Annotated in this window: 12 protein-coding genes; 7 read left to right on the plus strand and 5 right to left on the minus strand. The window is 29.8% G+C overall.

The annotated features are described in order from the left end of the window. Window positions 1-22 precede the first annotated feature (22 nt). From AQ1685_RS18005 to AQ1685_RS18025, 5 genes are all read left to right on the plus strand, one after another. The gene (locus tag AQ1685_RS18005; RefSeq protein ID WP_157730276.1) at window positions 23-1,672 is read left to right on the plus strand and encodes a hypothetical protein; all 1,650 of its coding nucleotides are present in this window, start codon (window positions 23-25) and stop codon (window positions 1,670-1,672) included. Between the two features lie 64 nt (window positions 1,673-1,736). Beyond that, window positions 1,737-2,489, plus strand: a complete 753-nt coding sequence (locus AQ1685_RS18010; RefSeq protein WP_095074434.1) for a DUF5995 family protein — start codon at window positions 1,737-1,739, stop codon at window positions 2,487-2,489. Window positions 2,490-2,531: 42 nt separating this feature from the next. Beyond that, a complete protein-coding gene (gene rsgA / locus AQ1685_RS18015; RefSeq protein WP_095074435.1) occupies window positions 2,532-3,482 on the plus strand; it encodes a ribosome small subunit-dependent GTPase A in 951 nt (316 codons plus the stop codon). 7 nt (window positions 3,483-3,489) lie between these two features. Then, a complete protein-coding gene (gene dtd, locus AQ1685_RS18020; protein WP_095074437.1) occupies window positions 3,490-3,942 on the plus strand; it encodes a D-aminoacyl-tRNA deacylase in 453 nt (150 codons plus the stop codon). A gap of 73 nt (window positions 3,943-4,015) precedes the next feature. Next, a complete protein-coding gene (locus AQ1685_RS18025; protein WP_095074439.1) occupies window positions 4,016-4,657 on the plus strand; it encodes a YceI family protein in 642 nt (213 codons plus the stop codon). A 33-nt stretch (window positions 4,658-4,690) separates the two neighbouring features. Here AQ1685_RS18025 and lipB read toward each other — a convergent pair whose 3' ends face one another. Next, entirely contained in the window at window positions 4,691-5,404 is a 714-nt protein-coding gene (gene lipB, locus AQ1685_RS18030) for a lipoyl(octanoyl) transferase LipB (RefSeq protein ID WP_095074441.1), read from the minus strand. Window positions 5,405-5,679: 275 nt separating this feature from the next. On the opposite strand from lipB, the gene AQ1685_RS18035 reads away from it, so the two are divergent. Together AQ1685_RS18035 and AQ1685_RS18040 are read left to right on the plus strand one after the other, a co-directional pair. After that, window positions 5,680-7,920 (plus strand): reprolysin-like metallopeptidase, encoded by a 2,241-nt coding sequence (locus AQ1685_RS18035; RefSeq protein ID WP_095074443.1) that lies wholly within the window; start codon window positions 5,680-5,682, stop codon window positions 7,918-7,920. A 172-nt stretch (window positions 7,921-8,092) separates the two neighbouring features. Then, complete coding sequence (locus AQ1685_RS18040; RefSeq protein WP_095074444.1) at window positions 8,093-10,336, plus strand: reprolysin-like metallopeptidase; 2,244 nt, start codon at window positions 8,093-8,095, stop codon at window positions 10,334-10,336. Between the two features lie 71 nt (window positions 10,337-10,407). On the opposite strand, the gene AQ1685_RS18045 is transcribed toward AQ1685_RS18040, so the two are convergent. The 4 genes from AQ1685_RS18045 to AQ1685_RS18060 form a co-directional block, all read right to left on the minus strand. Then, window positions 10,408-13,179, minus strand: coding sequence for a TonB-dependent receptor (locus AQ1685_RS18045; protein WP_173862372.1), 2,772 nt, complete (start codon window positions 13,177-13,179; stop codon window positions 10,408-10,410). Window positions 13,180-13,209: 30 nt separating this feature from the next. Further along, window positions 13,210-14,067: a GLPGLI family protein gene (locus AQ1685_RS18050; protein ID WP_095074447.1), complete on the minus strand. Its 858-nt coding sequence runs from the start codon at window positions 14,065-14,067 to the stop codon at window positions 13,210-13,212. A gap of 101 nt (window positions 14,068-14,168) precedes the next feature. Continuing rightward, window positions 14,169-14,996 carry a GLPGLI family protein gene (locus tag AQ1685_RS18055; RefSeq protein ID WP_095074448.1) on the minus strand — a complete coding sequence of 276 codons (828 nt, stop codon included), beginning with the start codon at window positions 14,994-14,996 and terminating at the stop codon, window positions 14,169-14,171. A 34-nt stretch (window positions 14,997-15,030) separates the two neighbouring features. Then, window positions 15,031-15,609, minus strand: a complete 579-nt coding sequence (locus tag AQ1685_RS18060) for a hypothetical protein (RefSeq protein WP_095074449.1) — start codon at window positions 15,607-15,609, stop codon at window positions 15,031-15,033. Window positions 15,610-15,612: the final 3 nt, after the last annotated feature.

Here is a 15,612-nt window from a genome sequence, read left to right on the forward strand (position 1 = left end):
CCCGAAATTTTAAATGAAAACTATGATTAAAAAGTACTTAATTGCTTTAAGTCTATTTTCTTTTTTCTCTTTATCAGTTTTATCTCAGGATAAATTCGGGCCAATAACACTTAGTTACGGGCAAGAAATTGAAGACAACAAACAGAAAATAGTCCAAATTTCGGGTGAAATTAATGGTAAGATTTATACGCTTGCCAACAAAGGAAAAAAATACTATGTAAAGGTATTTGACTCTGCTGAAATGAAATTAATTTCTACGAACTTAATTGAATTTCCAGAATTAAAAAACAAAGATTTAGATTTTGAAAGCCTAAAGGTAATTGGAAATAAAATTTATGTTTTTGGTAGTATGTATGATCGAAAAAATAAGGAATTCGACTTGGCTGCTATCGAAATTAACGCAGATGGAACATTAAATGATGCTCAAAAAGTAATTTTTAAAACTCCTGTTACTAAGAAGAAAGAAAGAGGAGCTTTCTATTTCAAAAAATCTCCTGTAGAGAATAAGCTTTTAGTAATGCACGCCACGCTTTTCGATAAAGAAGAGGCTATTCAATATGAAATCAAATTATTTGACGAAGATTTAAATGAAATTACTTCTCATTTAGAAAAAGTTCCATTTGAAGATAGAAGAGATTTGGAATTTTCTATATCAGATTTTGATATCAGTTTTAAGGATGATATATTCTTGATCATTAACGAAAGTTATAGAGATAGAAAACAGAAAAAAAATATTGAGAAATTCGAAATTCATGCTTTCAAAAAAGACAAAAATTACGAGAAAGAAGTTATCAAATTAGATTTTGAAAATAAAGAAGTAATTAACTGTGCCATGTTAGCTACTCAAGATGGATTATTACAATTTGTTGGTTTCTATTCGAGTGTAAACAAAAGAGGAAAAGCAAACTGGAAACTAAAAGGTATTTATTCTGGTACTGTTGATATTAATTCTAATGAAGTTTTGAATTTAAAATTCAATGAGTTCGATTATGAAACTAAAGTAAAATTAATTGGAGAACGAAGAGCTAAAAAAGGGAAAGATGTAAAACCTTATTACCAAACTCATAGTTTGATAGAAAAACCTAATGGTGGACTTATTTTATTATCAGAATACCAATTAGTTTATGTTGGAAGAACTGGTGGTATTGGTCCTTTAGGTATCACTCCTATTCAATTTACTAAAAATGAAATTATTGTTACTTCTTTAAATCCAGACGGAACCGTAGAATGGTCTAATGTAATAGCTAAAAAACAAAGAGCTGCATATTCTACTTTATCTATTGGTTTCTTTGGTTTTGCTGGTTCTAGTAATTTTTCAGTTGGTGTAGGTATCGCTATTCCAGTATCACAGTTAGGTAAAGGTCCAGAATATTTAGGAGCTATTCCAATTTTTGAAAATGGAAAATTAACTGTTGTATTTAACGATCATAAAAAAAACACTGGTGTAACTGACATTGAGGAAATAAGGTCTTTAGGTAATTATAACAAATCTATTCCTACAGCTTTCACTTTCGACGATAATGGGAAGATAACTAGGTTAGATCCGCAAGAATTACAAGAAGAACGATTAATTTTACGCCCAGGTGTATACTACAGAAAATCTCCTAAAGAATATATCATTTATTCTTCCAGAAGATCTAAAGATAAACTAGGTCGATTAATAATCGATTAATAAAAAGGAAGCTTGAAGCTTCCTTTTTTTATTTAAATCTATATCTTTAAGAAAACCTTCTAAAATGCCAGAGATTAAAACTATTGATGATGTAATTCAAACTTTACAAAACATTGTTAAAGAGTCTAAATTAAAAACTTCTACTTTAGGATATTTTGCAGCTCTATATTTAAAAGTAACACTAAAAGTAAAACAAGGTATTGCAGAAGATTTCTTTGATGATGGCCTTAGAATGGAAAAATTAGACATCATTTTTGCAAAGAGATATATAAACGCTTATTATGATTTTCAAGCACAAAAAGAGATTACAGATGCTTGGAAAAAAGCCTTTAATTTATCAGAAAAATTTTGGCCTATTGTTCTTCAACATTTACTAATCGGTATGAATGCTCATATTAATCTAGATTTAGGAATAGCAGCTTACGAAGTAACTAAAGGCAGTAACATTCTAAATTTAAAAAACGATTTTAATAAAATTAACTCTATACTTTCGTCATTGGTCACTGATGTAGAAAACGATTTGTCTACGATATATCCATTTCTCAAAAAAATTCTTAAACTAACGAGTAAGTTTGACAACTTTTTAGTTGATTTTAGTATGGAAATAGCAAGAGATGGTGCTTGGGACTTTGCTGTAAGACTTGCAAATTCAAATCAAAACGATATTCAAGAATTAATAAACACGAGAGACAAAAATGTGACAGAAACTGCTTTATTAATTACAAATCCAGGAATTATTGCAAACATTATTTTTAGTATTGTAAGACTTAGTGAAAAAGGAAGCACTGCTCAAAAAATTAACGATTTAACAAAATAAAGTCATGATTAAGATTCTCTAATTTATTCTCATCTTTGCATTATGATAGGAACTGTTTATAAATCTACAGGAAGTTGGTATTGGGTGAAACATGAAGAAACTTTTTATAAATGTAGAATTAAAGGAAAATTTCGAATAAAAGGTATCAAAAGTACAAATCCGATTGCGGTTGGAGATAAAGTTGAATTTAATATAGAAACTACAAACGACGAAGAAACTGGAATTATTACAGACATTTTAGAGCGACAAAATTATATTGTTAGAAAATCTGTAAACTTATCCAAACAAACCCACATCATTGCGTCGAATATAGATCAAGTTTTCCTAATCATAACTATTGATAATCCGCCTACATTTACTACGTTTATCGACCGTTTTCTTGTTACTGCTGAAGCCTATTCTATTGATGTTGTATTGATATTCAATAAGATTGATACATATACTATTGAACAAAAAGCTGAAATTTTATATTTGAAAGATATTTACGAACCTATTGGTTACAAGTGTATTGAAACCTCTGCTACTACTGGAAAGAATGTACAACAGATTAAAGAAATGATGGTCGGTAAAGTAAGTATGTTTTCTGGTCATTCTGGAGTAGGGAAAACTACTTTAGTTAATTATATAGAACCTTCATTAAATTTAAGGACTAAAGAAATTTCTGATCAGCATAAACAAGGACAACACACTACTACTTTTGCTGAAATGTTTGATTTAAGTTTTGATGCCTCTATCATTGATACTCCTGGTATTAAAGGTTTTGGGGTAGTTGATATGGAAAAAGATGAACTGGGAGATTATTTCCCTGAATTTTTTGCTTTAAAACAAGATTGTAAATTTAATAACTGTATACATCTTAATGAACCTAATTGTGCCGTGAAAGACGCTTTAGAAAGAGAAGAAATTTCTTGGTCTAGATATAAGAGTTATTTACAAATTTTAGAAGGTGAAGATGAAAATTACAGAACCGATATATTATCTGGAAGACAATAAATAAATTATGAAAACTGTAATTCAAAGAGTTTCTAGAGCTTCCGTTACTGTTGACAATAAAGTTATTTCAAGTATAAAAAATGGATTGCTGATTTTAGTGGGTATAGAAGATGAAGACACAGATGAAGATATACTTTGGTTAACTAAAAAAATAGTAAATCTTAGAATTTTTAATGATGAAAATAATGTAATGAACTCTTCGTTATTACAAACTAATGGCGAAGCAATTATTGTAAGTCAATTTACATTACATGCATCAACAAAAAAAGGAAATAGACCTAGTTATATAAAAGCTTCAAAACCAGATTTTGCAATTCCGATGTATGAGAAATTCGTAAAAGAATTCGAAAATCAATTAGGAAAACAAGTTCAAACAGGAATATTTGGAGCAGATATGAAAGTAGATTTATTAAATGATGGTCCAGTAACCATCGTAATAGATACAAAAGACAAAAAATAATTCATTAGGCAATAAATAATAAATATATTTGCCATGGAATATAAATTTTAAATTCATATAAAACAATCTAAAAATGAAAAAACTAATCTTATCATTAGCAGTAATAGCTATAGCTTTAACATCTTGTAAAAGTGAAAAGAAAGTAGAAGCTAAAGAAGAAGTAAAGGTTGAGCAAAAAGTAACTAATCCTATCGACTCTTACAATGTAAATGTGGCTGAATCAACTGTAACTTGGAAAGGAGCTCATCCTGTAGGAGAAGGTCACAATGGTACAATCACCATAGAAAAAGGTTTATTTGATGTAGAAGGAGGCGTTTTAAAAGCTGGAGAATTTACTTTAGACATGAAAACTATTTCTTGTTCTGATTTAGAAGGTAAGAAAAAAGCTGGTTTAGAAGGACATTTAAAAAATGAAGATTTCTTTAATGTTGAAAAATTTCCTAGTTCTAAATTTGTAGTTGCAAGTTCTGAGGTTAAAGACGGAAAATTACACATAACTGGAAACTTAACGATTAAAGACGTAACAAAAAGTATTACTATTCCTGCAACATTAACTGAAAATGGAAATGATGTTACTTTAAAAAGTGAAGTTTTCGGTGTAGATAGAACTGATTTCGGAGTAAAATATGGTTCAGGAAAATTCTTCGATAACTTAAAAAACAAAGCTATTAATGATGTGATAGAATTCTCTTTTGATATCAAAGCGAGAAAATAATCACATTATATAACATTCATAAAAAAAGCGAGCTTACAAGCTCGCTTTTTTTATGAATTCATTTACTTCAAATAACTCTTTAAAGTGAAAAAGTATTTTTTCTTTAACCTCGTCTACATTTAACTTTGTACCAAGTTCGACTTCCATAGAAGTAACTGATTTATCGTTAATTCCACAAGGAATAATGTGATCAAAATAACCAAGGTTTGTATTCACATTTAAAGCAAAACCGTGCATCGTTACCCATCTACTTGTACGAATTCCCATGGCACAAATCTTTCTTGCAAACGGAGTACCTACATCAAGCCAAACTCCCGTTTCACCATTGCTTCGCTCACCTTTTAACCCATATTCTCCAATAACCTTAATAATTACTTCTTCTAGCAATCTTAAATACTTATGAATATCGGTGAAAAAATTTTCAAGATCTAAAATAGGGTATCCAACTATTTGTCCGGGTCCATGATAAGTAATATCACCACCCCTATTAATTTTATAAAAAGAAATTTCTTTCTCTTTCAATTGTTTTTCATTTAAGAGAAGATGTTTCATATCTCCACTTTTACCAAGAGTATAAACATGAGGATGTTCAACAAATAAGAAATAATTTGAAGTAGGGATATTTAACTCCTCTCTTCTATTTTTTATTTTTGAATCAACAATACTTTGAAGAGTTTTCGTTTGTAAATCCCAAGTATCTTTAAAATCTTTTTGAGATAAATCTATTAAACAGACGTTTTTATTCATATTTTTGTAATCTGTTATTAAATATTTAACATTTTATAATTATTTTAGAGTGGTGTAGTTTGGACAAATTTCGTGGAAAAAAATTAATTTGTAAAATTCAGTTTATATCCCTAGTTAATAAAATTCTCGAGAATAATCAAAAAAACAAATATAAAGTGTTAAAAAAACACAGTTTTACCATTTTTAATATTATTATTGGCCTCCCAACTTAACTTAAACCATTACCAGACAAAAACTTAACTACTAAGTTTATTGTTTTTTAAAAAATTTACCCCATGAGAAAAATTACGTTTATTTTACTTTTTGTAACCCTCAACATAACCAATGCTCAAAGTTCTTGGAAAAAACTAGATTCTAAAAACTTATCATTTAGAGGAGACCAATTATTAGAGAGAGATACTAGCCCTTTGAAATTTGATTTATTTAACTTAGATCTTGAAAATTTTAAACAGGAATTAACACTTAAATCAAGAGGACTAAACAAGACAATTGAACTACCTGATTATAAAGGTAATATTATTAATTATAAAATTGTTGAGTCCACTAACTTTACAGAACCAGTAGCCAAAGAATATGGATTGATTACTTCATACAACATAATAAGTACAAAAGATGAAAATGAAACTGGAAAATTAACAATTGGATATGATGGTGTGCATATCACCTTGTACTCTACAAAAAAACCTACTCATTATATAGATCCTTACACCAAAAACAATCAAACCTACATATCTTACAGCAGAGCTAACATTGGCCATGCAACATCAAACTTTCAATGTAATGTTTTGAAAGATATTAACCATACTGAATCAAAAAATATAAAAAAAAGAAATGCTAATGACGGCATGCTTAGATCTTATAGATTAGCTTTATCTTGTACAGGTGAATACGCTCAATTCCATATAAATCGTCAAGGATTAACATCTGGAACCCCAACACAACAAAGAGCAGCTGTACTTTCAGCTATGAACACAACAATGGCAAGAGTAAATGGTTTATTTGAAAGAGATTTATCTGTACATATGAATATAATTCTAACTGCAGGCTCAAATCTTTTAATCAATCTAGATCCAGACACTGATAATTTAGACAATAATAGTTCTAGTTCATTAATTATACAAAATCAAACACTTTGTGATAATGTTATAGGAAGAAATGGTTATGATGTTGGACATAACTTCTCAACTGGTGCTGGAGGTCTTGCATCTTTAGGTTCAGTTTGTAGAAACGGCATTAAAGGTAGAGGAATTACAGGACTACCTTCTCCTACTGGAGACTCTTTTGACGTTGATTATGTAACACATGAATTTGGACATCAATTCGGTGGTAATCATACCTTCAATGGAGATACAAGTAATTGCGAACCACCAAATAGAAATGACGCTACAGCAGTAGAGCCAGGAAGTGGTACAACTATTATGGGCTATGCTGGTATTTGTCCACCTAAAAACGTGCAAAATAATAGTGATGACTATTTTCATACAGTAAGTATTGAGGAAATATGGAATACTATACAAAATACAGCTACATGCGCTACAGAAACTAATACAGGTAATACTGCTCCTGTAGCTAATGCAGGTGCAGACTTCACAGTTCCTAAATTAACACCTTTAGTGCTAAGAGGTTCAGGAAGTGACATTGATAGTAATAATAACTTAACCTACTGTTGGGAACAGACTGACAACGAAATAGTTGTATCACCCCCTTCTGATGTTAGTACAGCTGGAGCTTCATTTAGATCTCAACCTCCATCGACTTCTAATATTCGTTACCTACCAGATCTTCCAACAGTGATATCTAATAGAACACAAAACAAATGGGAAGTATTACCTTTCTTTGCAAGAGAAATGAACTTTACTTTAACAGTAAGAGACAACCAATCAGGTGGAGGCGCTACTGATAGTGATGAAATGGTAATAACCGTAACAAATGCTTTACCTTTTAAAGTAACAGCTCCTAATACTGCTGTAAGCTGGGATGGAGCTACTACACAAAATATTACTTGGGATAAGTCTACAACTGATCAAGCTCCTATCAACTGTCAAAATGTAAGAATTAAACTTTCTACTGATGGTGGATTAACTTTTGATACTATTCTAATAGATAGTACACCAAATGATGGTTCTCAAGATGTTGTCATCCCTAACTTACCTACAACTGAAGCAAGAATTATGGTTGAAGCTGTTGACAATATATTTTTTAACGTAAACACTACAAATTTTACTATTGTTGACAATCCTACAGCTTCTGTGGAAGATTTTAACTTCAATAACTTTAACTTATTCCCTAATCCTTCTAATGGAAGGTTTAATGTTTCTTTTAAAGTTTTGGATACGGAAGAAGTTAAACTTAGAGTTTTTGATTTTAGTGGTCGTTTAGTTGAAAATCTGGTATATAAAAATGTTTCTAGTAATTTTTCTTCAGAATTAAATCTTAAAAAATTAAACTCTGGAATTTACCTACTTCAAGTCGAAAATGGATCAAAGCAAACAACAAAAAAAATAATTAAAAAATAATCTAAGGAGGGCGCTTTTAGCGCTCTTTTTTATTCTATCAATAATCAACGTTATCCTTTTCAGAATATTTTTATTAATACAGCGTTTTTTATTTATACATTTGCTTAAGCCCCATACTTATTCGCTAAGCGATAATTAGTTAAAATCATTAAAACACTCAAATTAAAACTCCATGAGAAAAACAGTATTACTTCTATTTATTAGTATTTATGTTGTAAACTCACAAAATACATGGCAGAAAATAAATACTGATAATTATAGTTTATTGGCCAAAAAGGGTACAATAACAGATCAAATTCCGAAAGAATACAGTTTATTTTCATTAAACCTTAATAATTTTAAAAATCAGTTAACCACAAAAAGTAGAGGCATAGAAAAATCTATATTACTTCCTGATACTGATAATAATATTTCTGAATTTATTCTTGAGGAATCTTCTAACTTTAGTGAACCTTTATCACCAGAATTTGGTCTTATAAAATCTTATTCTCTTAGAAGTAAATATGATAAAGAAACTACTGGAAAACTAAGTATAGGTAGCGATGGTGTACATATAACATTACATAAATTAAATACTCCAACATATTACTTGGACCCTTACACAAAGGACAACTCTACATATATGTTGTATAGTAGATCTAGTTTAAATCAGGATTCCCATCCTTCATGTACTCTTTTAAACGAGAAAAATAATCCAAACGTAGCTCAAAAATTTGGAACAAAATTAATTAACGATGGTACCTTAAGGACCTATAGATTAGCTTTAGCTTGTACTGGAGAATATGCTCAATTTCATATAAATAATCAAGGAGTGAGATCTGGAACAGAAGCAGAACAAAGAGCTGCTGTGTTGTCTGCTATGAATACAACGATTACCAGAGTAAACTCTGTTTATGAAAGGGATTTATCAGTGCATATGAATATTGTTCTAGTTGGGGGCGAAAATCCTTTAATCAATCTAGATCCTGTAAATGATAATCTAGATAACGATAACTCTTTCACATTGATTAATCAAAATCAAACATTATGCGATAATGTAATTGGTACTGCTAACTATGATGTTGGACATATTTTTGCTTTAGGATTCGGAGGTATAGCTCTTTTTCGTTCTGTTTGTAGTGAAGGAGAAAAAGCATTAGGTATGACAGGCTTAGACAATCCACTAGGTGATCCATTTGATATTGATTTTGTATCTCATGAATTAGGACATCAGTTTGGTGGAAATCATACTTTTAATGGTGATACTGGTAGTTGTGTAGGTACGAACAGAAATGATAATACTGCTATAGAACCTGGTAGTGGTTCAACTATTATGGCATATGCAGGTATTTGTTCTCCAAATAATGTACAGAATAATAGTGATGATTACTTTCATACCATTAGCCTACAAGAAATGTTAGGTTTTATTCAAAACAATACATCTTGTAGTACCAACTCTAACACAGGGAATACTGCACCAACAGCAAATGCTGGTTCTGATTTTACAGTACCCAAAAGAACCCCTTTAGTTTTGAAAGGTAATGGATCTGATAATGACCCATCAGCTAGTTTAACCTATTGCTGGGAACAAGTAGATAATGAAATTGTAATCTCTCCTCCTTCATCTACAAGTACAGAAGGAGCTTCTTTTCGTTCTTTTGCACCTTCCACTTCTCCAAACAGATATTTACCTAAACTAGAAACTATTGTTTCTGGTGAATTCTTTACATTTTGGGAAGTTATACCTGAAGTAGCTAGAGAAATGAACTTTACATTAACAGTAAGAGATAATCAATCTGGCGGTGGAGCTGTTGCTTTTGATGATATGAAAGTTACTGTAATAGATGTAAAACCTTTTACTGTTACTACTCCAGGAACAGAAGTTAGCTGGGATGGTGCAACTGCACAAACTATAGTTTGGGATAAATCTACTACAGATCAAGCTCCTATTAATTGTAAAAATGTACGTATTAAATTATCAACAGATGGAGGGCTTACTTTTCCGACGGTAATTGTTGATAGTACACCTAATGATGGAATAGAAACAGTTATTATTCCTAACATGGCTACTACAGAGGCTAGAATTATGATTGAAGCTATTGATAATATTTTTTACAATGTTAATTCAACTAATTTTACAATTATTAACAATCCTGATGCTGCTACTGGTGATGTAATTGATTTTGCAAACTTTAGTCTTTTCCCTAATCCTACAGATAATAAAACTTTTAATTTAATTTTTGATATTGAAGTTTTAAGTACTGTGAAAGTTGAATTATTTGACTTAGGAGGAAGATTAGTAGGCACTAAGGAATTTAATAACGCTACTAATAAATTTGCAGAACAACTTAGTTATGAAAATGTTACTTCTGGTTTATATTTATTACAGATCATAAAAAATGATAAACGAGAAGTAAGAAAAGTTATTATTAAATAACAACTTACATATAAAAATATTAAAAAGACGAGGATTTTATTCCTCGCCTTTTTGATTGATTCAAACAGTGATTATAAATTATATTTTACTGAAAAAGTAATATATCTTGGTTGTATAATATAGGCTGAAGAACTGTTAAAAATTGTATTGGAACTATCTTGATTTAACGATTTAGTATCTAAAATATTTGTCACCATCATCTTGTATTCCCAATTGCTATCTTTCTTTTGGTAGGTTAAATCTGCATCCCAAAAACTAAAATCATTCAGTGTTTCAGATTGATTTCTATAGTTATTATAAGTGTATTTCGTGTTAAATATTAAATCTCTAGTAATAAAAGCATCAAAATTAACAAAAGGACTATGTGTAGTAAATGTATTTATAATTCCGCCTTGATCGTACCTGTTAATACTTACATTATAACCTACATCAAAATTTGGAAACTCTCTAAAGTTTGTACTAAATCTTGTTCTGTAAGCTTGAGTAAATGAATTTGATTTTCTATTCTCATTTTCATTTGTAAAGCGATTAAAAAATAGATTGTTTGAAACTGAATAACCTACATTTCCTCCTACTGTAACTTTAAATTTTCGATAACTCTTTTGAAAATTAGCATTCGCTGAAATTGTTTCATCTGGAAATATAGAATTAATTGATGTTGATACCTGATCTACTCCATTAAACGTAGTTAATCCTTTTACCGCATCTATTAGATTACTATAATTTACGCTAGCAAAAATATTTGTGTAATTAAACATATTAAAACTGAAATAACTCAAGTTTACATTGTGCGATAAAGAACTTTCTAATTCTCTGTTTCCTGAGTATAATCTATTGTAATTGTTAAATACAAAACCTTCAGCAACTCTATTTATATCTGTAAAACTTACTTGTTGACTATAATTTAATCGTAAAGTTTCCGACTTTTTAAGCGCTACTTTTATAGAAGCATCTGGTAATAATTTTGTAAAACTGTTATCAAAAACACTTCCTAATTGTGTATTTTTTGCTGAATACTGATGCACTGTAAATCCTTGATTGAAAGTAAATATCCCAGTAATAAACTTATAATGTAAACCCGCATAATAATCATCGAAAGTATAATTTACATCGTTATTTGAATTGATATTACTTATAGAATTCGTTGTTCCATTTTCTAAAACTTGAAAAATATTAGAGTTGAATTGCTGATCACTCACAGTAGTTCCTAAAGTTATATTTAAATTACTCTTCGGATTAATTACATAAAAGTAATCTAACTTGGCATCTAATTTATTTGTTTTGACTCTTTTATTCTGAGAAACATCAAAAGGAACAGGACTTTCATCAACTAAACCTAAAACATTGAAAAAAGATAAATTTTCTAGCTCAGCATTATAAAAAGGATCTTCATTTTGCCATAAATATTGAGCTTCTAGAGCAAATATGTTACTCTCATTTAATGTATAATAGTAATTTAAATTTTGACTAATTGAATACGGATTCTGACTTGATAATTGATGAATTGGAATTGACTCATCTGCATCATTTAAGTATGTACGTGTAGAGTTTAAACTTTGTATTTCTTCTTGATTTGAAATTTTAGCAAAAACATCATAATCAAATTGATTATCGTTATTCGGACGATAACTAGAGCTTAACTTTAATAAACCCAAATCACTCCTTTGTTTAGAAACACTATTTATTTCTTCGGTATTAATAAATCTAACTGAATTTGGATTTGTTGCATCGAATGGTGGTAAAATAGAAGCATCAACATTTTCATTGATATAATTTCTTATGGTATTTTCTTCCATATCTACTTCTGATCCAGAATAAATTCCAAATCCACTTAAATCCCAATTCTTTTTTGGAGAATAACTAAAGTTTACAGCTCCAAATCTTGATTCTATTTCTTTAGCTCTGTTATTTCGAAGTGTTAAGAAACCTATATCAGATGACGCTACATCAAAACCTGTACCTCTTCCTCCAGCTCCTCGGAATCCACCAGTAAACTTAAAGTAATCTCTACGTGTAAAAGGAACTTCTCCGATATTGTTAAAATCTGTAATTAAGTTTAAGCTATATTTCGGACTGTAATAAAATAATTTGGGGTGTACGATATATCTGCTATCTTCTGTTGCCATTCCTACTCCTGCAGAAACCTCTCCAAACCAAAAATTCTTCTTTCCTTCTTTTAGTTTTAGATTTATTACAATATTATCTTCATTATCAGTAACACGACTCATCTGACGAACTTCACTATGATTTTTTAAGACCTCAACTTTATCAATCGCATTAGCAGGAATATTTTTAGTGGCAAGTTTAGAATCTCCATCAAAAAAATCTTTTCCTTCTACCATCACTTTACTTACTGTTTTCCCTTCAACTTGAATTTCTCCTTCATCGTTAACCTCTACTCCAGGAAGTTTTTTTAGTACATCACCTAACTTTTTTTCTGTTCCACTTTTAAAGGAATCTGCATTGTATACAATCGTATCTCCTTTGACAGTTACTGGCATTTTAGAAATAATCTCCACTTCATCCAAAGTATTATCAAAAAGTAAAACAATATCTTTTTTAATATTAGCTTCTTTGGTACTTAGTTTAAGTTGTCCTGTTTTCATACCAACGTAACTCGCTTTTATAATATAATTAGCGTTCTTCTTTAAGTTTAGTTTATAATTACCAAAAGCATCGGTAAAACCGTAAGAATCTACTTTGTTATCTTTTTGATTTATAGCCAACATATTTGCCATTTCTAGCGGGTTTCCAATGCTGTCTTTTACTATCCCAGTTAGTTTAATTTGGGCACTAGTATAACAGGCAATCATTACGATCGCCAGAAAAAATATTTTTTTCATTATTAAAGTTTGATTAATTCATAAAACTTACTAAGATCTTCCTCTTCTTCTACCTCTCCACATTTCTCTCATCTCTTCCATCTTCTTTTTTACTGTAGCATTGTACTCTTTTCTTGTAACTTTATCACCTTTTTTTAAAGGTTCTATTTCTTTTTTCTCCTTAGGATTTAAAGTTACTTCTGTACATAAAATTGTAGTTTTTCCTGAATTTATTTCTAAAATTAGACCAGGTAATCCCCAGTATTCTCCAGGACCATTACTTACTGGAATTTGTGGTGTATACCATGCCGTAACTAGTATTTCTTTTGGCATTTCTATATCTTCAGTAACTTTTCTAACTTTAGTACTATCAGGTTTCTTATTGTCTTTATCTCTATTTCTACCTCTTCCTCTTCTTCTCATGTTTTGCCAATCGAACTCATCTGTTTTCTTCATCATAGTCGCTTTATAACATAAATAGTTTCCTATTTGTTTTTGCTCTCCACTCATTTCCCATTTTGGCATTTCAGACGGATCTTCTATTAAAAACTTCTTCCCAAAAAATTCTCTCTCTTCTAAAAACTTTTTGTCTTGTGTATTTTTATATTGAACACCACTTGAAAAACCTCCAAAACGAAAACTTCCTCTTCCTCCACCTGGCGCTTCTAATTTTTCTTCTTCTTCATACAATGATGAAGTTCTGTTAAAATGAAGCGTATATGTTTTTTCTAACATATTCTTCATTCTTTCCATGATTCTTTTCTTTTGTTGTTCGGATAACTGACGATTTCCCCATTGATTCATATCAAAAGAAGTTTTCGATTTATACACAGCTTTTCCGTGAAAGTTTTTTTGAGCATAACCAAATGCGAATGACAACAATAAGAGGTAGGTAAAAAGCGATTTCATAATTACGTGATTAATTTTGTTCTTTTCTTGTTAAAGATAACTAAGGTTATCTTTACTAAGACTTCAAAACAATGTAAAGGTTTAAAATCGCTTTTTTTATTTTATCCTCCTATTTGAATATTTATAGACTCCCCTTTTCCACGGTTATTTCTAAATCGTTCATTCATTTCGGCTACCTTCTCTTTTACTATTTTTTCATATTCTTCTTGATTTACTTTTTTTCCTCCTTTTGGTTCTTTAATTTTTACTTTTTCAGCTGGATTTAAAACAATCTCAGTACAAACTATAGTTCTTTTTCCTTCGTGTACTTCTAAAATTAAACCTGGTAATCCCCAAAACATATCTGGACCGTTATTTACTGGTATTTCTGGGGTATACCAAGCCACAGTATTTACCGTTACCATTTGTTTTTTTTCTTCTGTTTCACCATCAGTCATAATATGGCTTATTTGTTCTTCTTCTCTGGTTCTAGTGGCTTTATAACAAGTGTACTTACCAATTTTTTTCGTTTCTCCACTCATCTCCCAAGCTGCATCAGACAACTTATCTTTTATTAAAAACTCTTTACTAAACACTTCTGTTTTATTTACATATTTCTTTTCCGTAGTATTTTTATAAAGAATATCATTTCCACCACCATTTCCAAACACCATAACTTGAACTCCTCCCGATTGTGCCGCTGGCTCTAATTCTTTATTTTGAGTATAAGTTGATGTTGATTTTGTAAAATTTAAAGTATATGTTTTTTGAAACATTTTCTTCATTCTCTCTTGAATTTGTTTCTGAAGATCTGAATTTGGAGCTTTGTCACCAGTACTTATTTTAAGATCCATATTGCTATGTGTCTTATATGTTGCTTTCCCTTGAAAATCTTGAGCTATAGTTGTTAATGAACACAACATAGCTAAGAATAAAAATTGAATTTTCATTTTTTGTCTTTTTATATTACTCTTTTGTTTACTACTATTTTTTTTGAGATGAAGTATAATTCATCATTATTTTAATTAATTTATCTAACTCTTTAGCTTTTGCTGATATGATAAAACTTTGCTTTACATCTAATTTTGAATTCTCTTTTTTTGCTTGTTTCACTTTACAGCCTAGTGTAATTTCTTGGTTTTCGTCATGACTTTTAAAAAAAGTTTTCGCTTTAGTCCAATCAATATTTTTTAATTCTTCTACAGTATCCACAGTATAAATGAGCGATTTCGGTTTAACTTTTGTTATGGTTCTTATTTGATACTTTTTCATCATAGTTATCAACTTATCTAAGTCTTTAACTTTTCCTTTTATTTCAAAACTTTGTTTTGTTTTAACTTTAGATTCATTGTTACTCAATTCTTTAATTTTAATACCTAAAGTCACTTCTTCATCTTCTTTATTACCTTCAAAAAACTCTTTAGTTCCTTTCCAATCAATTGTTTCTAATTCTTCAATATTATCTACTGAATAAATCAATGAAGTTGTTTTTATCTCATCAAAAGATTGTGAAAACGTATTTGTTATTACTAGCAACAATGCTGTGATCATTATTTTTGTCATGTT

The sequence above is a fragment of the Tenacibaculum jejuense genome (assembly GCF_900198195.1).
Lineage (GTDB): Bacteria > Bacteroidota > Bacteroidia > Flavobacteriales > Flavobacteriaceae > Polaribacter > Polaribacter jejuensis.